This window comes from Pseudooceanicola sp. NS-SX9 (assembly GCF_057380705.1).
In genome coordinates this window covers 204,950-230,856 of sequence record NZ_CM170818.1, presented here as the reverse complement: position 1 = coordinate 230,856, position 25,907 = coordinate 204,950, and the positions used below count along the sequence as shown (strand labels likewise).

Below are 25,907 nucleotides of genomic sequence, written 5' to 3'. Positions count from 1 at the left end.
GCCCTTCGCGCCCCGTTCCGCCTCCGGCGGGCATATTTGGGGAAAGATGAAACACCTGGCCATCCCGGGCTGACGGGTTCCCTGTCATCTGGCCCAAAATACTCCGGGGGGGCGCCGCAGGCGCGGGGGCAGAGCCCCCTCTTGCCTGACCGCCGGAGGGCCTGCTGATGCTGCGTCGCCTGACCCTCGTCCTCATTCCCTACCTATGGCTGCTGGCGCTGTTCCTGGTGCCCTTCATCATCGTGGTGAAAATCTCGCTGTCGGATGTGGCGCTGGCGCGGCCGCCCTACATGCCCCAGCTCGACATCACCGCCGGCCTTGCCGGGCTCAGGGATTTCTTCTCCAAGCTGGATCTGGAAAACTTCTGGTTCCTGACCACCGACGACCTGTACTGGAAGGCCTATGTCTCGTCGCTGAAGATCGCGGCGCTCTCGACCGTGATCACCTTGCTGGTCGGCTTCCCGATCGCCTATGCCATGGCCTCGGCGCGCAGCGAATGGCGCCCGACGCTGATGATGCTGATCATCCTGCCATTCTGGACCTCGTTCCTGATCCGGGTCTACGCTTGGATGGGGATCCTTGGACAGAACGGGCTGCTCAACAGCTTCCTGATGTGGACAGGCCTGATCCACGAACCGCTGATCATCCTGAACACGCCGCTCGCGGTCTACATCGGCATCGTCTACACCTACCTGCCCTTCATGATCCTGCCGATCTACGCCACCCTCGACAAGCTCGACATCTCGCTGCTGGAAGCCGCCGAGGACCTGGGCTGCTCGCGAATGTCGGCCTTCTGGCTGGTCACCGTGCCGCTGTCGAAGCCCGGCATCATCGCCGGCTGCTTCCTGGTCTTCATCCCGGCGATCGGCGAATACGTCATCCCCTCGCTGCTGGGCGGCTCGCGCACGCTGATGATCGGCAAGGTTCTGTGGGAAGAGTTCTTCAACAATCGCGACTGGCCCGTTGCCTCGGCCGTGGCCGTGGTGCTGCTGCTGATCCTGATCATCCCGATCATCCTCTTCCAACGCAATGAACAGAAGAACCGGGAGGCCGGCCGATGAGACGCATGTCCTCGTTCAACCTGGTGTCACTGACGCTGGGCCTTGCCTTCCTCTACCTGCCGATGGTCATCCTGGTGATCTACAGCTTCAATGCTTCCAAGCTGGTGACGGTCTGGGCGGGCTTCTCGACCAAGTGGTACGGAGAACTGTTCCACGACCAGGCCTTCCTTGATGCCGCCCTGGTGACGCTGAAGGTGGGGGTGATCTCCTCGACGCTGGCCACGATCCTCGGCACCATGGCCGCCTGGATCCTGGTGCGCACCGGGCGCTTCCTGGGGCGCACGCTGTTCTCGGGGATGATCTACGCGCCGCTCGTCATGCCCGACGTGATCACCGGCCTGGCGCTGCTGCTGCTGTTCATCGGGGTAGGCCTGGACCGGGGCATCACAACCATCGTGCTGGCCCATACGACCTTCGCCATGTGCTATGTCTCGGTGGTGGTATCCTCGCGGCTGTCGTCCTTCGACACCTCCCTGGAAGAGGCCGCGCTCGACCTCGGCTGCACCCCCTGGCAAAGCTTCCGCCTGATCACCCTGCCGATCATCGCGCCCGCGGTGATCTCGGGGTGGCTGCTGGCCTTCACCCTGTCGCTCGATGACCTGGTGATCGCCTCCTTCACCGCCGGGCCGTCCTCGACCACCCTGCCGATGAAGATCTACTCGGCCGTGCGCCTTGGCGTCTCGCCAGAAATCAACGCCCTCTCGACGCTGATGATCGGTGTCGTGGCGCTTGGCGTGGTGATCTTCTCGATCATCAGCAAGCGCGCCGCCGTGCGGCAGCAGATCGAAGAACTGGCCGCCGACCGCGCATAAGCGGCCGGCGCCCCCTGCCCCCGAAAGACCCCAAAGCCGTGTCCTACCAGCCGCCCCGCCGCCTCTACCCCGACTTCACCTATTCGCGCGCCCCGATCAAAGCCTGCTACTGGGCCGAAGCCATCCCCGAGGCCGCCCTGACCTGTCCGCCTCTGGCAGATCACCGCACCGATGCGCTGGTGATCGGCGGCGGCTTCACCGGGCTGAACGCAGCGCTGCGGCTGGCCCGCGACGGGGTCGAAACCACCCTGATCGAGGCCGAATTCCCCGGCTTCGGTGCCTCGGGGCGCAACGGCGGCTTCTGCTGCGTGGGCTCTCACCGGGCCCCCGACGCACTGCTGCGCCGCCGTTTCGGGCCCGATGAACCGGCGCGCGTCCACCGCACCGAGGCCGCCGCCATCGACCATGTCGCGGCCTTCCTCGCGGAACAGGCCCTCGACGTCGACCGCCATTCGGAAGGCGAGGTCATCCTGGCCCATTCCCCCGCCAAGATGGCCGAAATGCGCCGCGAAGCCGCATCCCATCACCCCGATCAGGGCCGGCCCCCCACCCTGATCGAGAAATCCGACCTGCCCGCTCAGGGCCTCTACGGGCCGCTCTGGCACGGCGGCATCCACCATCCCTACGGCTTTGCCATCCACCCGCGCAAATACGTCGCGGGCCTGCTCGCGGCCGCCCGCGCCGCGGGCGTCCAGCTGCACGGCCAGACCCCGGCGCTGCGGATCGACGACACGGGCGATGCGGTCCGCGTCACCACACCCCACGGCACGATCACCGCCAACCGCGTGCTGATCGCCACCAACGGCTACACCACCGAAACCATGCACCCCTGGCTGCGCGGCCGCACCCTTCCCACGCAAAGCTCGGTCCTGGCCACCCGCCCCATGACCCAGGCCGAACTGGCCGCCCAGGGCTTCACCTCCCACCAGATGAGCTTCGAGGACAGAAAGCTCCTGCACTATTTCCACCTGACCCCCGACAACCGGATGGTCTTCGGCCAGCGCGGCGCCCTGGTCTCGGCCCCCGAGAACGAAAAGCGCGTCGCCGCCCGCGTCCGCGCCGATTTCGAGGCCGCCTTCCCGGCCTGGAAACATGTCGAAAGCCCGTTCCACTGGTCCGGCATGGTCTGTCTGACGGCCTCGCTCACCCCCTATTGCGGCCCGATCCCCAAAAGCCCGCGCCTCTTCGCCGCCTTCGGCTACCACGGCAACGGCGTCGCCATGGCCTCGCATCTGGGCGCCCGCATGGCCGAGATCGCCCAGGGACACACCCCCGACCTTCCGAAAAGCTTCACCACCCCGCCACAGCGCTTCCCGCTGGGCCGCTTCCGCCGGCTGATCCTGGCCTCGGAATACACCCTCGCCCGGCTCGCCGACCGCTGATCATTTTCTTGTCGGAAATACCTCGGGGGGATCAGCCGCAGGCTGAGGGGGGCAGCGCCCCCCGCCCCGGCCGGTCCCTCAGGGCGTCTTCGCCGCGTTGGCCTTCGCCCTCTGCAACCCCAGGTGACGTTCGCGCAGGATGATGAACACCCCCGCCGACACGATGATCGCCGCCCCTACCAGCATCTGCTCCGAGGGCACCTCGGCAAAGACCGCATAGCCGATCAGCAGCGCGAAGATCATCGAGGCATAGTCGAAGGGCGCCACCACGCTGGCATCGGCGAACCGGTAGCACGAGGTCAGAAAGATCTGCCCGACCCCGCCCACCAGTCCCGCGCAGATCAGCCAGACGGCCTCGCGGCCCGTCGGCATGACCCAGCCGAAGGGGATGGTGATCAGCGACAGCACCGTCGCCGTCATGGTGAACCAGAACACGATGGCCGAGGTCGCCTCGCTGCGCACCATGTTGCGGATATGGATCTGCGCCAGCGCGCCGCACATCGCCCCGAACAGCACCAGCATGGCACCGGCAGCCTCCTCGATCTTGACCGAGCCGTTCAGCGCCGTCAGCCGCGGCTCCAGCACGATCAGCACACCGATCATCCCCAGCCCCACCGCGCTCAGCCGGAAAATGCCGACCTTCTCGTGCAGGAACATCCCCGCGAAGACCACAGTCAGCAGCGGCATCGCATAGCCAAGCGCCGTCACCTCGGGCAGCGGCAGAAAGGCCAGCCCGGCAAAGCCGCACCCCATCGAGGTCGTCCCGATAAACCCCCGCCAGACATGCGACATCGGGACCTTGACGCGAAAACCGGTGCGCAGCTCGCGCCGCGCCGCCAGCCAGACGAGGATCACCGGGATCGCGAAGAACGAGCGAAAGAACACCGTCTCGCCCGGCGGCACATGGGGGCTGGCGGCCTTGATCAGCGATTGCATGACGATGAAACAGGTGACCGACACCAGTTTCAGCAAGATGCCCTGAAGGGGATTCATGACGGACCTCGAGCAGATGGGATTCACCTCCCCTTCCGCGCGTTTTCCGCTGCGTCAACGGCACAGCCGCCCTTGCAGCCCCCGGCACCTTCCGGCACCGGGGTCGCCCCGTGTTCAGAACGCCCGGGGCCTCACTCGGCCGCGTCGCGCTTCGGCAGCACCCAGTTCGGTCGCGGGAAATGGCAGGTATAGCCGTTGGGATAGCGCAGCAGGTAATCCTGATGCTCGGGCTCGGCCTCCCAGAAATCCCCCACCGGCTCCAGCTCGGTCACGACAGGACCCGGCCACAAGCCGGAGGCATTCACATCCGCGATCGTCTCTTCGGCCACGGCCTTCTGGGCCGCATCGACATAATAGATCGCACTGCGATAGCTCGGGCCCCGGTCATTGCCCTGCCGGTTCGGCGTCGTCGGATCATGGATCTGGAAAAACACCTCCAGGATCTGCCGATAGCTGATCACCTCGGGATCAAAGAAGATCTCGATCCCCTCGGCATGGCTGCCATGGTTGCGATAGGTGGCATGGGCCACCTCGCCGCCGGTATAGCCCACGCGGGTGCGGATGACGCCGGGCAGCCTGCGGATCAGATCCTGCATCCCCCAGAAACATCCCCCCGCCAGAACGGCACGTGCCTCGCCCATCACGGTTCCTCCACCTGGTCGATGTAATCGGCATAGCCCTCGTCGGCCATCCGGGCCTTCGGGATGAACCGCAACGAGGCCGAGTTGATGCAATAGCGCAGCCCGCCCCGATCGCGCGGCCCGTCCGGGAACACATGCCCCAGATGGCTGTCCCCATGCCTTGATCGCACCTCGGTGCGGACCATGCCATGGGTCATGTCGGTCAGCTCGACCACGTTGTCGGGCGCCACGGGCTTGACGAAGCTCGGCCAGCCGCAGCCGCTCTCGAACTTGGCGGCACTGGCAAACAGCGGCTCTCCCGACACGACATCGACGTAAAGCCCGGCCTGCTTCATCTCGTTGTATTCACCGCTCCAGGGCCGCTCGGTCCCGTTCTGCTGGGTCACCCGGTACTGCTCCGGGGTCAGAGCGGCGATGGCCTCCTCGGTCTTGCGATATGTGGTCATGGCGCCTCCTGGGTCGTCAGGGATGGTGGTTCCCGGATCATGTGGGGATTTTGCGGCAAAGGAAAACCCCCCGGGGCCTCACACCCATGGTTTCAGGACTGCACCGTCCCCAGCCGCGCCCAGGCCCAGTGCGCCGCCTCGGCAACCGTCGGATCGGGATCGCCCCGCAGCGCCCCCGCCACCGCCCGCAGATCCGCCTGCCCGCTGTTGCCGATCGCATAAAGCACGTTGCGCACGAACCGGTCCCGCCCGATCCGCTTGATCGGCGACCCCGAGAACCGCGCCCGGAACCCCGCATCGTCCAGCCGCGCCAGCTCCGCCAGATCGGGCGCCAGCAGGTCGTCGCGGGCATGGTACTTCACCTCGGCCGCGCGCTCGGCGAACTTGTTCCAGGGACAGGCCGCCAGGCAGTCGTCGCAGCCATAGATCCGATTGCCCATCAGCGCCCGCAGATCCTCCGGGACCGGCCCCGAATGCTCGATCGTCAGATAGGATATGCAGCGCCGCGCATCCAGGCGATAGGGCGCCGGAAACGCCCCCGTCGGACAGGCCTGCAAACAGCGCGAACAGCGCCCGCAATGATCCGCCTCGGCGCCATCCACCGGCAGCTCCAGCGTGGTAAAGATCGCCCCCAGAAAGAACCAGCTGCCCAGATCCCGGCTGACCAGATTGGTGTGCTTGCCCTGCCAGCCCAGCCCCGCCGCCTGCCCCAGGGCCTTCTCCGGCACAGGCGCGGTATCGACAAAGACCTTCACCTGCACCTCCGGCCCCGCCTCGGCGATCAGCCAGCGCGCCAGCCGCTTCAGCCGCTTCTTCACCACGTCATGGTAATCGCGGTTCTGCGCATAGACCGAAATCGCCGCCCGCCCGGGCTCTTCCAGCACCTCCCGCGGGTCATGATCAGGCCCATAGTTCTCGGCCAGCATGATGACGGATCGCGCCTCGGGCCAAAGCGCCGCCGGATCGCCCCGCCAGTGTACCCGCTCGGCCATCCAGCCCATCTGCCCATGATACCCGGCGGCCAGGAAGGCCTGCAGCCGCGCCATCACCTCGGGCACGTCACCGGGCCTGCAGATCCGCGCCGCAGAAAACCCCTCCGCCTGCGCCTGCGCGATCAGCCGTTCCCGAAGCACCCCGGCCCCCTCATTTTCTTGTTCCAAATACCTCGGGGGAGGCCGCCGCAGGCGGACGGGGGCAGCGCCCCCACCCCGCTCAGAAATCGAGATCCGTGTAATGGTCCGGCGGCGGGAAACCCGGCACCTGGTCCATCAGGATGCCCCGGAAGGCCGGACGCGACTTGATCTTGGCGTACCAGTCCTTGACCGTCGCATTGCGGTCCCAGTCCACGTCGCTGATGTAATCGAGGCTCGACAGATGGGCGGCTGCGGCGAAATCCGCCAGCGTCATCCGCCCGCCCGCCAGCCAGCGGCGGTGGTCCAGCAGCCAGCCCAGATAGTCGATGTGGAACTTGATCGCCCGCAGCCCGGCCTTCACATTGGCGGAATCCGGAAACCCCTGGCCGGTGATCTTCTTGTTCACCCGCTCGTACAGCAGCTTCGACGTCACCTCGTGGTGGAACTTGTCGTCGAACCAGCTGACCAGCCGGCGCACCTCGTGGCGTTCCAGCGGCTCGTGCGGCATCAGCGGCGGCTCTGGGCAGACCTCTTCAAGATATTCGCAGATCGCGGCGCTTTCGGCCAGCACCCGGCCGTCCAGCTTCAGCACCGGCACCTTGCCGGCCGGGTTGCGCCGCAGGAAGTCGGTATCCTTCTCCCAGTAGCGTTCCTCGATCAGCTTGCACTCGATCCGCTTCTCCGCCAGCGACAGGCGCACCTTGCGGCAGAAGGGGGAAAGCGGCACGTGGTACAGTTCTGCAGACATCATCTTCACCATCCTTGGGCCCATGTCATGCCCGTTCAGGGCCGCGGGTTCAATCCTCGAAACAATCCGCCCGGCCATCCCGCCGGATGGTTGCCGCCCCGTCGATGATCTGCGCGGCCCGCCGCCGCACGTAATTCGTCGGGTGCGAGGCCGACCAGGCCTGGGGCGAAGGCAGGATCGCTGCCAGCCGCGCCGCCTGGGTCGCGCTCAGCTTGTCGGCATCGACGCCAAAGTAATGCCGCGCCGCCGCCTGCACGCCAAAGATGCCCTCGTCGAACTCGGCCACGTTCAGATAGACCTCAAGGATGCGCCGCTTGCTCCAGAACAACTCGATCGCGGGGGTCACGACGCCCTCCATCGCCTTCCTCAGATAGCTGCGCCCGGGCCAGAGGTAGACGTTCTTCGCCACCTGCTGATCAATGGTCGAGCCCCCCCGCGACATGCCTTCGGCAATGGCATCGCGGATCGCCGACATGTCGAACCCCCAGTGGCGGCAAAAGTTGGCATCCTCGGCCGCCACGGCGGATCGCGCCATCACCGGGGCGATGCGGCTCATCGGGACCCAGTCCTGGGTGATGCCGCCCAGCCGGCGGGCCTCGGAATGCATGTAGACACCCTGGAAGGGCCGGATGACCGAATTGGCGGCCACCAGCGCCAGCGCCAGCAGCACCAGCACGCCCAGCCCCTGCCAGATCCGCCGCATCGGCCGGACCCGTCCGCCGCCCCGGCGCCAGCGCAGCAGCGCCCCCAGCCCCCGTTTCGTTTCCACCGGGGCCGCGGTCTTTGCCGCCTTCTTTCCGCCCCTGCTGCCCGTCGTCTTCCGTACGGCCTGTTTCGCCACGCCCTGCCCTTTCGCTGCCCGGATGCCCGCCTGTCCTGCCGTCAAAAGTTCGGCCGGAAATGATCAGGATCAAGTCGGGAACCGTCCTTGCAGTGCTAACATACAGATGTCTGGAAAGGGAGGGTGGCCGGGTTCGTTTCCTCCACCTGCACCACCCTCCCGACAGCCCGGATGAAAGGAGCCTGTCATGGCCCGCATTCATGGAACCACCACCTGCATCACTGCCCCCCGGATCGTCGAACACATCCGGGACCGGATCGCCGAGGGCAACGTGAGTCACCTGCGCATCCGCGACCCCGAAGGCAACTTCACGCTGGAACTGCCGGTGACGGCAGCCGTCGTGGCCGGCGGGACCGTGGCGCTGGCCGCCCCCTGGATCGCCCTTCTGGGCGCCGTCGCGGGGCTGGCCACCGACCTGCATGTCGAGGTCGATCATCACCCCGAAGCCGCCCATGACGGCCGTGGCCCACCCCACATGGAGCCAACGGCCGCCGATATCGACGATGACCCGATCGGTGACAACATGCCGGTCTGACCCGGGTCCGACAGGAAAAGGCGGCAGGGGCAGATGCGACCCCGCAACGAAAAAGGCCCCGGCGCTTGCGCACCGGGGTCTTTCCCTGTCCGCCCCCTTCGACGGACCTTGCTCCCGGCCCCCAGAAGGGGGCCGAAGGATCATTCCGCCGGCATCGCCTTTTCGTCCTCGGTCAGCGGGAACGGCAGGTGCTTCAGCATCTCGATCGGGCAGACCTGGACGAAGTTGCCCAGCTCCAGGTCCCAGTGCTGCAGGATCTCGGCGGCCTTGCGGCTGCCGGTTTCCTCGGCGTGGCGCTTGACCAGCTCGTGCAGCTGCGACTGCCAGTGGGCGACCTCGACCGCGCAGGTGACAAGGGTTTCCTTGTTCATCAGCTTCTCGGCCTTGCCCTCGGGATCATAAAGGTACGCCATGCCGCCGGTCATGCCCGCGCCAAAGTTCGCCCCGATCGAGCCCAGGATCACGGCGACACCGCCGGTCATGTACTCGCACCCGTTCGAGCCGCAGCCCTCGATCACCACCTTGGCGCCCGAGTTCCTGACCGCGAAACGTTCGCCCGCACGGCCTGCCGCGAACAGGAAGCCATCGGTCGCGCCGTACAGCACGGTGTTGCCGATGATCGTGTTCTCGGCCGCCGTCAGAGGCGAATTCATCGCCGGACGCACCACGATGGTGCCGCCCGACAGACCCTTGCCCACGTAGTCGTTCGCCTCGCCCGAGACCTCGATCTTCAGGCCCGGGGCCGCGAAGGCGCCCAGCGACTGGCCGGCAGACCCGGTCAGCTTGACCGTCAGGTGGTCGGGTTGCAGCGCGTTGCGCATCCCGAACTTGCGCACGATATGCGACGAGGTCCGCGTGCCCACGGTCCGGTGCGTGTTCTGCACCGCGTAGGACAGCTGCATCTTCTCGCCTTCCTGCAGGAAGCGCGCGGCATCGCGGACGATTTCGGCGTCCAGCGTGTCGGGCACCACGTTGCGGGGCTTCAGGCGGTCGTAGACGATGTCCTTGGCGCCATCGACCGTCACCAGCAGCGGGTTCAGGTCGAGGTCGTCAAGATGTTCCGCACCGCGGCTGACCTGGTGCAGCAGGTCGGCACGGCCGATCACGTCATCCAGGCTGCGCGCACCGATGCTGGCCAGGATCTCGCGGACTTCCTGGGCGTAGAAGGTGATCAGGTTGACCACCTTGTCGGCGGAACCGGTGAACTTCTTGCGCAGGGCCTCGTCCTGGGTGCACACGCCCACCGGGCAGGTGTTCGACTGGCACTGACGCACCATGATGCAGCCCATCGCGATCAGCGCGGCGGTGCCGATGCCGAATTCCTCGGCACCCATCATCGCGGCCATGACGATGTCGCGACCCGTCCGCAGGCCACCGTCGGTGCGCAGCGTCACGCGTTCGCGCAGCTTGTTCATCGCCAGGACCTGATGCGCCTCGGTCAGGCCCATTTCCCACGGCAGGCCCGCGAACTTGATCGAGGTCGCCGGGGACGCGCCCGTGCCGCCATTGTGCCCCGAGATCAGGATGATGTCGGCCTTGGCCTTCGCCACACCCGCAGCGATGGTGCCCACGCCCGAGCTTGCCACCAGCTTGACCGTCACCTTCACCGTCGGGTTGATCTGCTTCAGGTCATAGATGAGCTGGGCCAGATCCTCGATCGAGTAGATGTCGTGGTGCGGCGGCGGGCTGATCAGCGTGACACCCTTGGTCGAGTGGCGCAGACGCGCAATCAGGTCGGTGACCTTCATGCCGGGCAGCTGGCCACCCTCGCCGGGCTTGGCACCCTGCGCGACCTTGATCTCCAGCTCTTCGCACTGGTTCAGGTATTCGGCGGTGACGCCGAAACGACCCGAAGCCACCTGCTTGATCTTCGCCGACGGGTTGTCGCCGTTGGGTTCGGGCACGAAATGTGCCGGATCCTCGCCGCCCTCGCCGCTGTCGGATTTCGCACCGATGCGGTTCATGGCGACGTTCAGCAGCTTGTGCGCCTCGGGCGACAGGGCGCCCAGCGACATGCCCGGCGTCACGAAACGCTTGCGGATCGAGGTGATCGATTCGACCTCTTCCAGCGGGATCGCCTTGGCCAGCGGCTTGATCGCCAGCAGGTCGCGCAGGTGGATCGGCGGGTTCGCCTGCATCCGGGCGCTGTACTGCTTCCAGATTTCATAGCTGGACCGGTCGCAGGCCGCCTGCAGCATGTGCATGGTCTGCGCTTCCCAGGCGTGGGTCTCGCCGGATTTGCGGGACTTGTAGAAGCCGCCGATCGGCAGCACGTCACGGCCCTTCAGCCAGCCAAGCGCGTGAATCTCTTCCAGCTTGTTCTGGATGCCCGAGACCCCGATCCCCGAGATCCGGCTGAGCATGCCGGGGAAGAACTCGGCCACCATGGCGCGCGACAGGCCGACGGCCTCGAAGTTCAGGCCACCGCGATAGGACGAGATCACCGAGATGCCCATCTTGGCCATGATCTTCAGCAGACCCTGGTCGATGGCATCGCGGTAGCGGCCGATGTTGTCGGTCAGCGACCCTTCCAACAGGCCGCGCTTGATGCGGTCGGCCAGGGTGTCCTCGGCCAGGTAGGCGTTGACGATGGTCGCGCCCGACGCGATCAGCACCGCGAAGTAATGCGGGTCGATGCATTCGGCAGACCGCACGCCAAGCGAGCAGAAGGTCCGCAGGCCCTTGCGGGTCAGCCAGCTGTGCACCGCCGAGGTCGCGAGGATCATCGGCATGCCGATCTTGTCGGCATTCTGGTGATGGTCGGTCAGCACGATGTGGCCGCCGCCCGAACGCACGGCATCCTCGGCCTCGCGGCGGATGCGCGCCAGGGCGTCCTGCAGGGCATGTTCACCGCCGTCCACCGCGAAGGTGCAGTCGATCTCGACCATCTCGGCGTTGAAGTGGCGCTTGAGCTCCTCGAACTGGGCATTGCCGACGAAGGGGCTGTCCAGGACCAGGATTTCCGTCTGCGCGCTGCTTTCGTCCAGCACGTTCTTCAGGTTGCCGAAGCGCGTCTTCAGGCTCATCACGCGGAATTCGCGCAGAGAGTCGATCGGCGGGTTGGTCACCTGGCTGAAGTTCTGGCGGAAGAAATGCGACAGCGGACGGTACTTGTTCGACAGCACGGCAGAGGGCGTGTCATCGCCCATCGAGGCCAGCGCCTCTTTGCCATCTTCGGCCATGGGCGCGAGCATCTGCTCGATTTCCTCGATGGTGAAGCCGGCCGCGATCTGGCGCTTGCGCAGTTCCTCGCCTTCGAACAGCGGCTTTTCCTCGACCTTTTCAAGGTGCTCGTCCAGTTCCGAGATCTTGCCGACCCATTCACCGAAGGGCTGGCCAGCGGCCATTTTGTCCTTGATCTCGGTGTCGTGGTACAGCTTGCCCTCGGCGGTATCGACGGCCAGCAGCTGGCCCGGGCCAAGCGCGCCTTTTTCGCGCACGGTGGCCTCGTCAACGGGGATCATGCCCGCTTCGGAACCCGCGATCAGCAGGCCGTCACCGGTGACGACATAGCGCATCGGACGCAGGCCGTTGCGGTCGGTACCGGCGCAGACCCAGCGGCCATCGGTCATCGCCAGGGCGGCGGGGCCGTCCCAGGGTTCCATGACCGAGTTACAGTAGGAATACATGTCGCGCCAGGCTTCGGGCAGCTCCTCGGCCTGCTTGGACCAGCTTTCCGGCACCAGCATGGTCTTGGCCATGGGCGCCGAACGGCCCGCACGCACCAGAACCTCGAAGACGGCATCCAGCGCGCCGGAATCCGACGTGCCCGAGGGGATGATCGGCTTGATGTCCTCGGCCAGCTCTCCGAAGGTGCTCGAGGCCATGCGGATCTCGTGCGACTTCATCCAGTTGACGTTGCCCTTCAGGGTGTTGATCTCGCCGTTGTGGGCCAGCATGCGGAACGGCTGGGCCAGCCACCACTGCGGGAAGGTGTTGGTCGAATAGCGCTGGTGGTAGATCGCGAAGGTCGATTCGAAACGTTCGTCCATCAGGTCGGGGTAGAAGACGGCGACCTGCTCGGCCAGCATCATGCCCTTGTAGATGATCGAGCGGCACGACAGCGACGCCAGGTACAGGCCGCTGACATGCGCCGCCTGAGCCGCCTTCTCGATGCGGCGACGGATCACGTAAAGCTCGCGCTCGAAGGTCTCTTCGTCGACGCCCTTGCAGTTCGAGATCAGGATCTGCTCGATTTCGGGACGGGTGGCGTTGGCCTTTTCGCCCAGGCAGTCGATGTCGACGGGCACGTGGCGCCAGCCGTAGATGTAGTAGCCCATCCGCAGCACTTCGGATTCGACGATCGTCCGGCAGGTTTCCTGGGCGCCGAAATCGGTGCGCGGCAGGAAGACCTGGCCCACGGCCATCAGTTCATCCAGGCGGGGTTCGTGGCCGGTGCGGCGGATCTGGTCGTGGAAGAAGGGAACGGGGATCTGCACGTGGATGCCCGCGCCGTCACCGGTCTTGCCGTCGGCATCGACGGCACCACGGTGCCAGATCGCCTTCAGCGCGGTGATGCCGGATTCGACCACCTTGCGGGAGGCTTTCCCGTCCACGGAAACAACGAGGCCCACGCCGCAGGAAGAGTGCTCGTGTTCCTCGCGGAACAGGCCGTTCTCTTCCATCCACTTGCGCTTGGCTTCCTCGGCGGCGGCCCAGTTCTCATCAAAGCGGGTCATTCAAAGCTCTCCTCTGCCGAAGTGGCGTTACGTGCAACCGGGCGGGGGAGCGGCCCCGGGCCGGTGCTGTTCTGTCGGACCGCGCGGGGTCCTGCTGCCGTCTTCCGTGCCGGGGCCAGTGTGGCCCGAACCGGCGGGAGGACGAAGGGGAAGCTGCCGGGGCGCCCGCCTTGCGCGGCGCCTTGCCGCGGAAAGAAGGCCCCGGGGGCCGCTTTCCGCATCCGTTCCGGTCTTCCCCGGCTTGAGACGGGGGTGAAAGGGGCCGGTCGCCCCTTTCGTCATTCAGCGGCGATGGCGCCCTGGGCCTTCAGATCGGCGATGATCGCGGTGGCGCAGTCGCGGCCGTCGCGGATCGCCCAGACCACCAGGCTGGCACCGCGCACGATGTCGCCCACGGCATAGACGCGATCCAGGCTGGTCCGGCCGGTGCCGAATTCGGCGCGCACGGTGCCCCAGCGGGTCACTTCCAGCCCCTCGGTGTTCCACAGCTTCGGCAGGTCCTCGGGCTCGAAACCCAGGGCCTTGATGACCAGATCGGCGTCCTCGGCATAGTCCGAGCCCTCGATCAGTTCCGGCGCGCGGCGCCCCGAGGCATCGGGCTGACCCAGGCGCATCTTCTGCACCATGGCCTGGCTGACGGCGCCGGCATCGGTGGTGGCAAAGCCCACCGGGTTCGACAGCCAGACGAATTCGACGCCCTCTTCCTCGGCGTTCTTCACCTCGCGCTGCGAGCCGGGCATGTTGGCGCGGTCGCGGCGATAGAGGCATTTGACGCTGGTCGCGCCCTGGCGGATCGCGGTGCGCACGCAGTCCATCGCGGTATCGCCGCCGCCGACCACCAGAACCTTCTTGCCCTTGGCGTTCAGCTCGCCGCTTTCGAACTCGGCCACGTCGTCGCCGAAGTTCGACACCTTGTTGTTGGCGGTCAGGTAGTCGATGGCGCGCACGATGCCGGTGGCGCCTGCGTTCGGGCCCGACAGGTCGCGGGTTTTGTAGACGCCGGTGGCGATCAGCACCGCGTCATGCTTGCCGCGGATCGCGTCGAAGGAAATATCCTCGCCCACGGTGCAGTTCAGCACGAATTCGATGCCCATGTCCTGCAGCTGCTGGATGCGGCGCATGACCACGTCCTTTTCCAGCTTGAAGCCCGGGATGCCGTAGGTCAGCAGGCCGCCGGCGCGGTCGTATCGGTCATAGACGGTGACCTGAAAGCCCTCGCGGCGCAGCATGTCGGCTGCCGCCAGACCGCCCGGGCCCGCACCGATGATGCCGATGCTTTCCTCGCGCTCCAGCTCGGGGCCCTTGGCCTTGACCCAGCCGTTTTCCCAGGCAGTGTCGGTGATGTATTTCTCGACCGCGCCGATCGTCACGGTGCCGTGGCCGGACTGCTCGATGACGCAGTTGCCCTCACAGAGGCGATCCTGCGGGCAGATGCGGCCGCAGATCTCGGGGAAGGTGTTCGTCGCCTGGCTGATCGCATAGGCTTCTTCCAGCCGGCCGGTGGCGGTCAGGCGCAGCCAGTCGGGGATGTTGTTGTGCAGCGGGCAGTGGCTCTGGCAATACGGAACGCCGCATTGCGAGCAGCGCGAGGCCTGCTCTTCGGCCTTTGCAGCCGCGAATTCGGCATAGATCTCGTCGTAGTCCTTCGCGCGCAAGCTCGCGTCACGCTTTTGCGGCATGTCACGGCTGACGGTCACGAATTTCAGCATCGGTTGCTTCGCCACGGCCTAGCTCCTTTTTCGATTCACGGGTCCCCGTGCCTGTCGGAGGCCTTCTATGACACATCGAGAGGGAATAAAAGTCAGACATGCTGACCCAATATGTCACTTTACTGCAGGATTTTGAGTTTAGGGACAATTTGACCCCCTAAAAAAGGTCAACAACCGGACCTATATTCGATTTCCGCCTTCTTTTCCACGCTGTTTTCACGCGGCACATTCCAGACCAAGGACCTTTCATGACCCTCCTCCACCTTCTCATCCTGGCGATGATCCAGGGCATCACCGAGTTTCTGCCAATCTCGTCCTCGGGCCACCTGATTCTTCTGCCCGCGCTGACCGGCGCCGAAGATCAGGGCCAGATTCTGGATGTTGCCGTGCATTTCGGCACGCTTCTGGCCGTGATGATCTACTTCTGGAAGGATGTCGGACAGGCGGTGGCGGGGCTGCCACGGCTGGCCTGCGGCCGCGCCGACACCCCCGGTGCCCGGCTGGCGCTGCTGCTGATCGTTGCGACGATTCCCGGCATTCTGTTCGGGCTGCTGCTGGCCATCACCGGCCTGGACGAGATGCTGCGATCTGTCGCGGTCATCGGCTGGACGATGCTGCTGTTCGGGCTGGTGCTGTACTGGGCGGACCGTCGCGGCGACACCGGCAGGCCGGCCGCGGACTGGTCGATGCGCGATGCCATCAAGCTGGGCCTGTGGCAGGCGATCGCGCTGATTCCCGGCACCTCGCGCTCGGGCATCACCATCACCGGCGCCCTCTTTGCCGGGTTCGAGCGTCAGGCGGCGGCCAAGATCTCGATGCTGATGTCGATTCCGATGATCATCGCCGCCACGGCCTATGAATTCGGCGACGTGGTGGCCAGCGCCAACCTGCAGGCCGCCCGCGACGGCGCCATCGCGGCGGTCTTCGCCTTCCTGTCGGCGCTGGTGGCGCTGGTGCTGATGATGCGGCTGCTGCGCTCGGTCAGCTTCACGCCCTACGTGATTTACCGCGTCGTGCTGGGGGTGATTCTGCTGGGCTATGCCTACCTGTTCGGCGCCCCGCCGCAGGAGGCGTGAACGCAAAGGCCCCGGCGCCTTGCGGCACCGGGGCCTGTCGCCCTCACGCGGAAGCGCGGTTACATCTGCAGGTTCTTGGCCGAGCGCGTCAGCGGCGCGTACTGGCCGGCCGGGCGGAAGCGCCACAGGTAGTCCGGCAGGACACTTTCCACCGAGACCGGCTGGATGCCCAGATCGGCAAAGCCCTTCTGGCTGCCGGTGACCACGTTGTCGCTGCCCAGCTGGCGCAGCTGGTCGCGGGTCAGGGTATGGTTGGCGAAGGTGCCGGCGGTCACGCGGTCCAGCCCGTCCAGCGCCGAAGCCATCAGTGCGGCCGCGAAATGCGGCACGCCGATCACCGGGCGGCGGCGCTGGATCACGCCCAGCATTTCCTGCATCAGCTCGCGGAAGGTATGGGCATCGGGGCCACCCAACTCGTAGATACCGCCCTCGGCCTGGCCAGTCAGGTACAGCTCGGCGGCGGCGGCGATGTCATCCACATAGACCGGCTGGAACCGGGTGCTGCCCGACACGATCGGCAGGCAGGCGCCATTGCGGGCCATCTCGGCGAAGCGGTTGTAGAACTTGTCCTCGGGGCCGAAGACCACCGAGGGGCGCAGGATCATCGCGCCGGGCTGGGCGGCCAGCACGGCGGCCTCGCCTTTGGCCTTCGACACAGCATACTGGCTGTGGCCGCCCTCGTCCGCGCCAAGCGCCGACAGGTGCACCATCGCGGTGATGCCCTCTTCGGCGGCGATGCGCGCGATGCGGCCCGCGCCCGCGTTCTGCACGGCGTCGAAATTGTTCTTGCCCGTGGCGGCGAAGGTGCCCACGCAGTTCACCACTGCCGAGGCCCCCAGCGTCACCGCCCGCACCGAGGCATCGTCGCGGATGTTGCAGAAGACGGGCTCGACCTGGCCGACGACACCGTAGGTGCGCACAAAGCCGGCCTCGTTCGGGCGGCGTACGGCGACACGCACCCGCCAGCCCTGCTTGGCCATCCGGCGCGCGATGTAGCGGCCGACGAAACCCGAGCCGCCGAAAATGGTGACGAGCTTGGACGGGGACGAAAGGGACATGAGCGACCTCCGGCTGGCGTTTCCCTCCTGTAAGTACCGCCCGGGGCCCCTTCGGGCAAGGCGTTCCCGGGATTGCCGCTAGGTCGTTCTCGAAAAACTGAAAAAGATCGTTGACGGCCTCAGCAGCCCCTCATATACGGCACCTCACGACACCGGCCCAGGTGGCGGAATGGTAGACGCGCTAGCTTCAGGTGCTAGTGTTCGCAAGGACGTGGAGGTTCGAGTCCTCTCCTGGGCACCATTCTTCTAAAAGCCCTGAAACCCTCGTGGTTTCGGGGCTTTTTCTTTTGCGGCCAGGGACTTGCGGATTTTTAACGAAATCTTGCAGGACCTGTTCAAGACCGATTGACGGCCTCTGCGCTTGCCCCTATACGGCACCTCACGACACCGGCCCAGGTGGCGGAATGGTAGACGCGCTAGTTTCAGGTACTAGTGTTCGAAAGGACGTGGAGGTTCGAGTCCTCTCCTGGGCACCACTTTTCGAAAGCCCCGAAACCCCAGCGGTTTCGGGGCTTTGTCGTTCCCCCCTCAGGATTCGCCCTGGCAGAAATCCGACCCGGCCGCGTTCAACACCATGGACAGGGCCATAGAATGCGGCATGTTGCGGTACAGGCCCGTACCTACCATGATCGGGTCAGATCACCCGCTGGCCCGACGGAATCGCCGCGGCCCTGCGTAGGATCGACGCAGACCCGGATGCGCTCGGACGTGCGAGGCATCCCGACGATCAGGAGAGACACATGATTCGCATACCCTTGCACGGTGGCATGGTCCGCGCGGTGGCCGTTGTGGTCACCGGGCTGGCCCTGGCCCTGCCCGCACTGGCCCGGGCCGAGGACGCCCCCGCCGCTGCCCCGGCGGCAACCACCTCCGCCGCCGCAACGCCGAAATCCCTTGCCGTGCTGAAGCCGGTGATCAGCTGCGCCGATCTGGCCAAGACCGACCTGACGCGGATCGGCGGGGCGGGCAGCAAGATCACCTCGGCCACCGAGACGACCTCGGGCGGGCTGCCGGTCTGCGACATCAAGGCAACGCTGGCCCCCGAGATCTCGCTCGAGATCCTGCTGCCCACCAAAAGCTGGACACAGCGCTACCTGCAGCTGGGCTGCGGCGGCCTGTGCGGCATGATCACCCTGACCTCGGGCGCCTCGGCCGGATGCCAGGTGCTTAATGACGGCGGCTTCGTGATGGCCGCCACCGACATGGGCCATTCCGGCCAGGACGGCACCTGGGGCCTTGATGACCAGAAGCGCCAGGACTTTGCCTATCGCGCCCAGCACATCACGTCGCTGGCGGCGCACCAGCTGATCGTCGCCTTCTACGGCCAGGACGCCCAGTACAGCTATTTCAACGGCTGCTCCGACGGCGGCCGAGAGGCGCTGATGGAGGCCCAGCGCTTCCCCGACGATTTCAACGGCATCATCGCCGGCGCCCCGGCCATGCTGTTCCAGGTTCAGAACACGCTGTTCCACGGCTGGCAGGCTGCGTCGAACTACGACAAGGACGGCAAGGTGATCCTGACCGCCGCCCAGCTGCCGATCCTGCACAAGGCCGTGGTCGAGGCCTGCGACGACCTGGACGGCGTCAAGGACGGGCTGATCAGCCAGCCGGCCCTGTGCCATTTCGACCCCTCCAGCCTGGTCGGCAAGGGGCTGACCCAGGCCCAGGCCGATGTCGCGAAGAAGTTCTACGAAGGCCCCAAGGATCCGCTGACCAACACGCCGCTGACCGCTGGCCAGCCACAATACGGCTCCGAGCTGAACTGGGCCGGCGTCTATGTCGCCGCCACGGCCGATGACGAGCTCTTCTCGCAGAAGATCGTCGATCCGGTGCTGAAATACCTGGCCTTCCAGAAGGCCAATCCCGACTACAAGCTGTCGGATCTGAAGTTCACCGAAACGACCCTGGATGCGCTGCGCGCCCGCCATCCCTTCTATGATGCCACCAACCCGGACCTGTCGCGCTTCGATTCCGCCGGCGGCAAGCTGATCATGTGGCACGGCCTGGCCGACCAGCACATCTCTCCGGCCAACACGGTCAGCTACCAGAATGCCCTTGTGAAGACCCTTGGCCAGGACCGCGTTGACAGCTTCGAGCGGCTCTACCTGCTGCCCGGGGTCGCCCATTGCGGCGGCGGCGAGGGCCCCAGCAACCTTGATCTGCTGACGCCGATGATGGCCTGGGTTGAGAACGGCCAGGCCCCCGACGCGATCGAGACCGCCACCACCCGCGAGACCTCCAGCTTCGGTCAGCCCGACGGCGCCAAACCGAACAGTCATCCGCAAGCCGCAGCCCTGGACTATCCGGCGCTGCCGGACATGACGCGCCCGGTCTATCCCTATCCCTATGTCGCCAAGTACAGCGGCACGGGCGAGGTGACAGATGCCGCCAACTGGAGCAAGGGCGATGCCGCCCAGATCGTGGCCACGCCCGACTGGCCGGGCAGCTCGATGTTCACCCCCTATATCTTCACCACCCGGTGACGATACCAGCCGGGGCGGTACGCGCCGCCCCGGCCTTCCCCTCCCGACCTCCGCCCGCAGGCAGCTTCGCCCGACTCGCCCAGAGGTCCCCCATCCCGAAGGAAACCGGATGCTCCGCCTCTCCCTGACGACCCTGCCCCTGATCCTGGCCGCGGGCCTGGCCACAGCCCAGGTTGCCACTGCCCCAGCTGGCCCGGACACTCTGCAAACGGTGATCGACGCTCTGAAGCTCGAACAGGTAACGATCCACCGCGACGACCACGGCCCCGATGCCCGTGGCCGCCTGCCCGACGGCACCTGGATCGAGCTTGACCTGCACCGCGATGGCACGTTGGAAGAGATCAAGGGTGACGATCATGACCTGATCGCGGCCAGCGCCATTGCCATCGTCATCCCCGAGCCCCTGAAGGCGGCCGAGCGCTACCCTGCGGACGGGCGCCTCGAAAAGATCGAATTCCACGACGATGGCGCCGAGATCGAGGGGGTCGATCCCGATGGACACAGGTTCAAGGCCGAATACGGGCCGAACTGGCGCCTGAAAGAGTGGAAGCTGCGCTGAAGCCCCACCCGCGCAGGGGGCTCTGCCCCCGTCCGCCTGCGGCGGCCTCCCCCGAGGTATTTCAGAACAAGAAAATGAGGAAGGGCGCGGCCGGGGTAACCGGGCGCGCCCTTCTGTCTTCATCTTTCCATAAATATGCACCTTCCCGACGGTGACGCCGGGAGGGCCGCCGGAGATCAGCCGAATACGCGGGTCAGGGCCACGTCGATGGCGGCTGTGATCGTGTCGATGTCCTCGGGGGTGGCGATCAGCGCAGGCGACAGGCAGAGCGTGTTGTTGAAGCCTGGCAGTGAGCGGTTGGTCACGCCGATCATCACGCCCTGGGCGCCGCATTCGGCGACGACCTGCTGGGCCTGCTTCTCGGAGACGGGTTCCTTGGTGGCCCGGTCGGCAACCAGCTCGGCGCCGCAGAACAGGCCCTTGCCGCGCACATCGCCGATGACCGCGTGCTTTTCCTTCAGCTCTTCCAGGCGCGTCATCAGGCGGGCGCCCATGGCCAGCGTGTTCTCGAGCAGGTTTTCCTCTTCGATGATGCGCATGTTTTCCAGCGCTGCCGCAGGGCCCGCGGTGCAGCCGCCGAAGGTCGAGATGTCGCGGAAGTAGTTCATCGGATCCGCCGCATCATCCTTGAACATGTTGAACACCTCTTCGGTGGTCACCAGGCAGGCGATGGCGGCGTAGCCCGAGGCCAGGCCCTTGGCCATGGTCACCATGTCGGGCTTGATGCCGTAGTTCTGGTAGCCGAACCAGGTGCCGGTGCGGCCAAGGCCGCAGACGACCTCGTCGATATGCAGCAGGATGTCGTACTTCTTGCAGATTTCCTGCACGCGGTCCCAGTAGCCTTCGGGCGGGGTGATGACGCCGCCGCCGGCGGTCACCGGTTCCAGGCAGAGGGCGCCGACGGTGTCGGGGCCTTCGCGCAGGATGACCTCTTCGATGGCGTCAGCAGCGCGCTTGCCGTATTCGGCGCCGCTCAGGTCCCACTGGGCGCGGTATTCCAGGCAATGCGGCACCTCGACGAAGCCCGGCGCGAAGGGGCCGTATTGCTCGGCGCGCTGCGGCTGACCGCAGGCCGAGAGGGTGCCGATCGTGGTGCCGTGATAGTCGCGTTCGCGGAACAGGATCTTGTGCTTCTTGCCGCCGTATTTCTTGTGGGCGATCTGGCGGACCATCTTGAAGGCCTTCTCGTTCGCCTCCGAGCCCGAGTTGTTGTAGTAGACGCGGGTCATGCCCGGCATCTTCGAGATCAGCTTTTCCGCGAAGAGGGCACCGGGGATGGTGCCGGCCGCGCCCGCGAAATAGGGCAGCTTGACCAGCTGGTCGCGCACGGCGTTGGCGATGCTTTCACGGCCGTAGCCCACGTTCACCGTCCAGACCCCGCCCGAGACCGCATCAAGGAACTTCTTGCCGGTGGCGTCCCAGACATGGATGCCCTTGCCCTCGACGATGACGCGGGGGTCGGAGGTTTCGTAGGCCTTGTGCTGGCTGAGGTGGTGCCAGACATGGGCCTTGTCGGCTTCGATGATGCCGGTAATGTCGTTGTCGTGCATGGATCTGCTCCGGAGGTCGTGCTGGCCCCAGAAAGCCCGCCGCCCGGCCCGATTTCTAGGTCCAGAATCGTGAATTCGATAGGGCCAGTTTCCGGCGCCCGAAACCGCCCCACCGGGCGCGGTTTCGCCGGCCGGCGCCTTGCCGCTAGGATAACAGCGCCTGCGCGGATTTGCATCCCCGCAGGCAAGCCACTAAGTGCAATGGCAGCCAGCCCCGAGGACGCCCCGCCCGTGACCAACCACCTGCATCAGCAAGACCTGCCCGACGGGCTGTCCCTTGGCCCCGTGGTGGCCATCGACTGCGAGACAATGGGGCTGAACCCGCATCGCGACCGCCTGTGCGTGGTGCAGCTGTCGGCGGGCGACGGCGACGCACATATCGTGCAGATCGCCAAGGGCCAGACCCGGGCGCCGAACCTGGAGCGGCTGCTGCGCGACCCGCAGGTGCTGAAGCTGTTCCACTACGGCCGCTTCGACATCGCGGCGATGTACAACACCTTCGGCGCGCTGGCCGCCCCGGTCTGGTGCACCAAGATCGCCAGCCGCCTGGTGCGCACCTATACCGACCGCCACGGGCTGCGGAACCTGACCCACGAACTGCTGGCCGTCGACATCTCGAAGCAGCAGCAGATGAGCGACTGGGGCGCCGAGGCGCTGACCCCCGCACAGCTGGATTACGCGGCTTCGGATGTGCTGTACCTGCACAGGCTGCGCGACGTGCTGTCGGCCCGGCTGGCGCGCGAGGGCCGGACCGAAATCGCCCAGGCCTGCTTTGACTTCCTGCCGACGCGGGCGCAGCTGGACCTGGCGGGCTGGCCCGACACCGACATCTTCGCGCATAGCTGAGGATCCGGCGATGGCACTTAGCGAAAGGTCCTATTCCCGGGTCGTGTCCCTGCTGAAGGTGGCGTTGCCGCTGGCCGCGGTGGTGCTGCTGTCGACGGTCTTTCTGGTGTCGCGCGGGCGCAACAGCGATCCGCAGATCCCCTATTCGCAGGTCGACCTGAAGGATATCGCCAGCCGCGAGGGCATCACCAAGCCCAGCTTTGCCGGGGCGACCACTGCGGGTGACCTGATCGCCATCACCGCAACCGAGGCCACCCCAGAAAGCGGGTCCGTCTTTGCCGCCACCGGCCTGACCGCGAAACTGGACCTGGTGGGCGGATCGACCGTCAGCATGACCGCCGCCCAGGGCCGCGTCGACCAGTCCCGCGGCATCACCCGGCTGGAGGGCGGCGTCACCTTCACCTCGTCACTGGGCTATACGCTGACGACCGATGGCCTGCGCACCGCGATGAAGGCCCTGGATGTCGAAAGCACTGGCCCGGTGCAGGGCAACGGCCCCGTCGGCACGCTGGAGGCAGGCCATATGGCGCTGCACCAGGGTGACGGCAAGGGCGACAGCCTTTTGCTTTTTACCGGTGGCGTTAAGCTGGTATACACCCCCAAGTCGTCGCAGGAGTGATCCCCTTGAATGCATTCAGGAACAGCCTTCTTCCGGTCCTGCTGGCCGGCGCCCTGACCCTGGCTGCGACGGGGTTTGCCGCAGCGCAGGGCGCTTCGCTGGCCTTCGGACAGGGCGGCGGCAACCGCAACGCCCCGATCAACATCCAGTCCGAGACGCTCTCGGTCAGCCAGAAGGACGGCTCGGCCGTGTTCGAGGGCAAGGTGGTGATCCAGCAGGACACGATGAAGCTGTCGGCCGCCAAGGTCACCGTCGCCTATGACGAGACCGGCAAACAGATCGAAAGTCTGCATGCCACCGGCGGCGTCACCCTGGTCAGCGGCACCGATGCCGCCGAAGCGCAGACCGCCGACTACCTGGTTTCCAGCGGCAAGGTTCGGATGCAGGGCAAGGTGCTGCTGGTCAGCGGCAAGAACACCATCGCCGCCGACCGCATGGACCTGAACGTCACCACCGGCGAGGCGCAGATGCAGGGCAACGTGCGCACCGTCCTTCAGCAGCAGGCCAAGTGAATGCCGCGTTCTGCCGTCAGCCCCGCCCCGGCCGAAAAGGGCCTGCGCATCACCGGCCTGCGCAAGGCCTACAAGAAGCGCGTGGTGATCACCGATGTCTCGATCAGCCTTGACCAGGGCGAGGTCGTGGCGCTTCTGGGCCCGAACGGCTCGGGCAAGACCACCAGTTTCTACTCTATCGCGGGCCTCGTCATCCCCGAGGGCGGCCGCGTCCTGCTGGACGGCATCGACGTGACCGGCCTGCCGATGTACCGCCGCGCCAAGCTGGGCATCGGCTACCTGCCGCAGGAAATGTCGATCTTCCGCGGCATGAACGTCGAGGACAACATCGCCGCGATCCTCGACATCACCCATGCCGATCCGCACAAGCGCCGCGAGAGGCTCGAGGAACTGCTGTCAGAATTCTCGATCGAGCACCTGCGCCGCGCCCCCGCCCTGGCGCTGTCGGGCGGCGAACGCCGCCGGGTCGAGATCGCCCGCTGCCTGGCCGCCGATCCGAAGTACCTGCTGCTTGACGAACCCTTCGCCGGGGTCGACCCGATCTCGGTCGCGGATATCCGGCATCTGGTGGCGGATCTGAAGACCCGCGGCATCGGCGTGCTGATCACCGACCACAACGTCCGGGAAACGCTGGAAATCGTCGACCGCGCCTACATCTTGCACGACGGCAAGGTGCTGATGTCGGGCACCCCCGACGAGGTTGTGCGCAACGAAAACGTCCGCCGCGTCTACCTGGGCGACAGCTTCCGCATCTCCTGATCAAGGCCCCAGCGACACCCTGCCGCGCCCCCCATCCCGGGGTCGGCCGCGCCTTGCCTGAAAGGCCCGCCCGCGGGCCTGTGAACCGGCGGGGAAACGCCGCGTCAAGGATGCGACCCAGAGGGCGTTGACAGTCCGCCCCGTTTCACCCTCAAATGGATATATGACAGTTTCGCGTCGCCCTGATGAACATCGCCCGGGCCGCCTTTGCGGCAGGGAAATGCTCTGGCTGAACGGACTGTCACTTTTCCGCAGCATTCGAACCTAAGCGTGTCGGCAAAGCCACGCCGCCCCACGCCCGAATTGTCATGAGAGGAGACGGAATGCGCACTCAGATCACCGGAAAACAGATCGACATCGGCGAAGCCCTGCAAACCCACGTCCGCGATGGGCTGGTGACCGCCGTGTCGAAATATGCTGGCCGTCCGACCGACGGCAGCGTCACCTTTTCCAAGAGCGCACATGAATTCATCTGCGAAGCCACCGTGCACCTCAGTACCGGGCTGACCGCCCAGGCAAAGGCGAAAGCCACGGAAATCTATGCCTCTTTCGACTCCTGCTGTGAGAAGATGGAAAAACAGCTGCGGCGCTACAAACGTCGTCTGAAAGACCACCACAAGGAGCGGGTCGAGCCGGTTGAACTCCTGGGGGCATCGACCTATATCCTCGCCTCGGAACAGGACAACGAGGATTCGGAACCCGATAGCCTGCAGCCCGTGATCGTTGCGGAGATGGAGACCAAGATTCCCTCGCTGTCGGTCGGCGAAGCCGTCATGCAGATGGAACTTGCCGGCGCTCCGATCCTGGTCTTCCGGAACGAGAAGAAGGATGGGCTCAACGTGGTCTATCGTCGGGAGGACGGCAATATCGGCTGGATCGACCCGCGGAACTGAGGACCGGGAACCCGTCTGACGGGTCCCGCACAAGGGATACGAAAGACGGCATGAAACTGTCTCAGATTCTCAAGCCGGATGCGATCAAGGTCATTGCCTCGGCATCCAGCAAGAAGCGCCTGTTGCAGGATATCGGCGACCTGGCCCAGTCCGCCTACGGGCTGGACCAGGGCATGGTCGTCGAAGCCCTGCAGGAGCGCGAGAATCTGGGGCCCACCGGCGTGGGCCACGGCGTGGCCCTGCCGCATGCGCGCCTTGAAGGCATGGACCAGGTTCTGGGCGCCTTCATTGCCTTGGAAAAGCCTGTGGATTTCGCGGCGATCGACCGCCAGCCAGTGGATGTGATCTTTGCGCTCTTCGCCCCCGAAAGCGCCGGTGTCGAACACCTGAAGGCTCTGGCGCTCGTCTCGAGAACCCTGCGAAATCAAGCCCTTTGCAAAAAGCTGCGCTCCAACACCGATCCCGCGACGCTTTATGCGATCCTGACCTCCGATCAGGACATGCAGGCCGCCTGAGCCTCTGGAAAACTCGGGGGATTCGATTCGCCCCGCGCGACCGGCTTCCCTGTCATC

The 25,907-nt window shown here is 65.9% G+C and carries 23 protein-coding genes and 2 tRNA genes; 15 read left to right on the top strand and 10 right to left on the bottom strand.

Annotation, left to right across the window (positions count from 1 at the left end; genetic code table 11):
* Nucleotides 1-167 precede the first annotated feature (167 nt).
* From AC2ITM_RS01085 to AC2ITM_RS01075, 3 genes are read left to right on the top strand one after another with little or no spacing between them, the layout of a single operon-like run.
* Complete coding sequence (locus AC2ITM_RS01085; RefSeq protein WP_486467995.1) at nt 168-1,061, top strand: ABC transporter permease subunit; 894 nt, start codon at nt 168-170, stop codon at nt 1,059-1,061.
* Nucleotides 1,058-1,873: an ABC transporter permease gene (locus AC2ITM_RS01080; protein ID WP_486467994.1), complete on the top strand. Its 816-nt coding sequence runs from the start codon at nt 1,058-1,060 to the stop codon at nt 1,871-1,873. Before AC2ITM_RS01085 ends, AC2ITM_RS01080 begins: the two co-directional genes overlap by 4 nt.
* 38 nt (nt 1,874-1,911) lie before the next feature.
* Nucleotides 1,912-3,255, top strand: coding sequence for an NAD(P)/FAD-dependent oxidoreductase (locus tag AC2ITM_RS01075; protein ID WP_486467993.1), 1,344 nt, complete (start codon nt 1,912-1,914; stop codon nt 3,253-3,255).
* A gap of 78 nt (nt 3,256-3,333) precedes the next feature.
* Here the strand turns inward: AC2ITM_RS01075 and AC2ITM_RS01070 are convergent, their stop codons facing one another.
* The 6 genes from AC2ITM_RS01070 to mtgA all read right to left on the bottom strand — a co-directional run bounded on the left by AC2ITM_RS01070 (nt 3,334) and on the right by mtgA (nt 7,919).
* Entirely contained in the window at nt 3,334-4,248 is a 915-nt protein-coding gene (locus AC2ITM_RS01070; RefSeq protein ID WP_486467992.1) for a DMT family transporter, read from the bottom strand.
* A gap of 131 nt (nt 4,249-4,379) precedes the next feature.
* Nucleotides 4,380-4,889 (bottom strand): peptide-methionine (S)-S-oxide reductase MsrA, encoded by a 510-nt coding sequence (gene msrA, locus AC2ITM_RS01065; protein WP_486467991.1) that lies wholly within the window; start codon nt 4,887-4,889, stop codon nt 4,380-4,382.
* Nucleotides 4,889-5,335, bottom strand: coding sequence for a peptide-methionine (R)-S-oxide reductase MsrB (gene msrB / locus AC2ITM_RS01060; protein ID WP_486467990.1), 447 nt, complete (start codon nt 5,333-5,335; stop codon nt 4,889-4,891). Before msrB ends, msrA begins: the two co-directional genes overlap by 1 nt.
* Nucleotides 5,336-5,427: 92 nt before the next feature.
* Entirely contained in the window at nt 5,428-6,468 is a 1,041-nt protein-coding gene (queG, locus tag AC2ITM_RS01055) for a tRNA epoxyqueuosine(34) reductase QueG (RefSeq protein WP_486467989.1), read from the bottom strand.
* Nucleotides 6,469-6,547: 79 nt separating this feature from the next.
* Complete coding sequence (gene fzlA, locus AC2ITM_RS01050) at nt 6,548-7,219, bottom strand: FtsZ-binding protein FzlA (RefSeq protein WP_486467988.1); 672 nt, start codon at nt 7,217-7,219, stop codon at nt 6,548-6,550.
* Nucleotides 7,220-7,265: 46 nt separating this feature from the next.
* Nucleotides 7,266-7,919, bottom strand: coding sequence for a monofunctional biosynthetic peptidoglycan transglycosylase (gene mtgA / locus AC2ITM_RS01045; RefSeq protein ID WP_486469458.1), 654 nt, complete (start codon nt 7,917-7,919; stop codon nt 7,266-7,268).
* Between the two features lie 325 nt (nt 7,920-8,244).
* On the opposite strand from mtgA, the gene AC2ITM_RS01040 reads away from it, so the two are divergent.
* Entirely contained in the window at nt 8,245-8,592 is a 348-nt protein-coding gene (locus tag AC2ITM_RS01040; RefSeq protein ID WP_486467987.1) for a DUF4342 domain-containing protein, read from the top strand.
* Nucleotides 8,593-8,732: 140 nt separating this feature from the next.
* Here AC2ITM_RS01040 and gltB read toward each other — a convergent pair whose 3' ends face one another.
* A complete protein-coding gene (gene gltB / locus AC2ITM_RS01035; protein WP_486467986.1) occupies nt 8,733-13,271 on the bottom strand; it encodes a glutamate synthase large subunit in 4,539 nt (1,512 codons plus the stop codon).
* A 278-nt stretch (nt 13,272-13,549) separates the two neighbouring features.
* Nucleotides 13,550-14,995, bottom strand: coding sequence for an NAD(P)-dependent oxidoreductase (locus AC2ITM_RS01030; protein ID WP_486467985.1), 1,446 nt, complete (start codon nt 14,993-14,995; stop codon nt 13,550-13,552).
* Nucleotides 14,996-15,228: 233 nt separating this feature from the next.
* Here AC2ITM_RS01030 and AC2ITM_RS01025 point away from each other — a divergent pair, with 233 nt between their 5' ends.
* On the top strand, nt 15,229-16,056 hold the full coding sequence (locus AC2ITM_RS01025; protein ID WP_486467984.1) for an undecaprenyl-diphosphate phosphatase: 828 nt from the start codon (nt 15,229-15,231) through the stop codon (nt 16,054-16,056).
* 59 nt (nt 16,057-16,115) lie between these two features.
* On the opposite strand, the gene AC2ITM_RS01020 is transcribed toward AC2ITM_RS01025, so the two are convergent.
* Nucleotides 16,116-17,114, bottom strand: a complete 999-nt coding sequence (locus tag AC2ITM_RS01020; protein WP_486467983.1) for a complex I NDUFA9 subunit family protein — start codon at nt 17,112-17,114, stop codon at nt 16,116-16,118.
* A 155-nt stretch (nt 17,115-17,269) separates the two neighbouring features.
* Here AC2ITM_RS01020 and AC2ITM_RS01015 point away from each other — a divergent pair.
* From AC2ITM_RS01015 to AC2ITM_RS01000, 4 genes are all read left to right on the top strand, one after another.
* A tRNA-Leu gene (locus tag AC2ITM_RS01015) sits at nt 17,270-17,355 on the top strand.
* A gap of 149 nt (nt 17,356-17,504) precedes the next feature.
* Nucleotides 17,505-17,590, top strand: a tRNA-Leu gene (locus tag AC2ITM_RS01010).
* Between the two features lie 264 nt (nt 17,591-17,854).
* Nucleotides 17,855-19,597 (top strand): tannase/feruloyl esterase family alpha/beta hydrolase, encoded by a 1,743-nt coding sequence (locus tag AC2ITM_RS01005; RefSeq protein ID WP_486467982.1) that lies wholly within the window; start codon nt 17,855-17,857, stop codon nt 19,595-19,597.
* A gap of 109 nt (nt 19,598-19,706) precedes the next feature.
* Nucleotides 19,707-20,156 carry a hypothetical protein gene (locus AC2ITM_RS01000; protein ID WP_486467981.1) on the top strand — a complete coding sequence of 150 codons (450 nt, stop codon included), beginning with the start codon at nt 19,707-19,709 and terminating at the stop codon, nt 20,154-20,156.
* Between the two features lie 176 nt (nt 20,157-20,332).
* Here the strand turns inward: AC2ITM_RS01000 and AC2ITM_RS00995 are convergent, their stop codons facing one another.
* Nucleotides 20,333-21,706: an aminotransferase family protein gene (locus AC2ITM_RS00995; protein WP_486467980.1), complete on the bottom strand. Its 1,374-nt coding sequence runs from the start codon at nt 21,704-21,706 to the stop codon at nt 20,333-20,335.
* 231 nt (nt 21,707-21,937) lie between these two features.
* Here AC2ITM_RS00995 and AC2ITM_RS00990 point away from each other — a divergent pair, with 231 nt between their 5' ends.
* The 6 genes from AC2ITM_RS00990 to AC2ITM_RS00965 all read left to right on the top strand — a co-directional run bounded on the left by AC2ITM_RS00990 (nt 21,938) and on the right by AC2ITM_RS00965 (nt 25,850).
* Nucleotides 21,938-22,552 (top strand): ribonuclease D, encoded by a 615-nt coding sequence (locus AC2ITM_RS00990; RefSeq protein WP_486467979.1) that lies wholly within the window; start codon nt 21,938-21,940, stop codon nt 22,550-22,552.
* A 10-nt stretch (nt 22,553-22,562) separates the two neighbouring features.
* Entirely contained in the window at nt 22,563-23,171 is a 609-nt protein-coding gene (locus AC2ITM_RS00985) for a hypothetical protein (RefSeq protein WP_486467978.1), read from the top strand.
* Between the two features lie 5 nt (nt 23,172-23,176).
* Nucleotides 23,177-23,683 carry an LptA/OstA family protein gene (locus AC2ITM_RS00980; RefSeq protein ID WP_486467977.1) on the top strand — a complete coding sequence of 169 codons (507 nt, stop codon included), beginning with the start codon at nt 23,177-23,179 and terminating at the stop codon, nt 23,681-23,683.
* Nucleotides 23,684-24,442: an LPS export ABC transporter ATP-binding protein gene (gene lptB / locus AC2ITM_RS00975; RefSeq protein ID WP_486467976.1), complete on the top strand. Its 759-nt coding sequence runs from the start codon at nt 23,684-23,686 to the stop codon at nt 24,440-24,442.
* A gap of 323 nt (nt 24,443-24,765) precedes the next feature.
* On the top strand, nt 24,766-25,335 hold the full coding sequence (gene hpf, locus AC2ITM_RS00970) for a ribosome hibernation-promoting factor, HPF/YfiA family (RefSeq protein ID WP_486467975.1): 570 nt from the start codon (nt 24,766-24,768) through the stop codon (nt 25,333-25,335).
* Nucleotides 25,336-25,385: 50 nt separating this feature from the next.
* Nucleotides 25,386-25,850: a PTS sugar transporter subunit IIA gene (locus AC2ITM_RS00965; protein WP_486467974.1), complete on the top strand. Its 465-nt coding sequence runs from the start codon at nt 25,386-25,388 to the stop codon at nt 25,848-25,850.
* Nucleotides 25,851-25,907 lie beyond the last annotated feature (57 nt).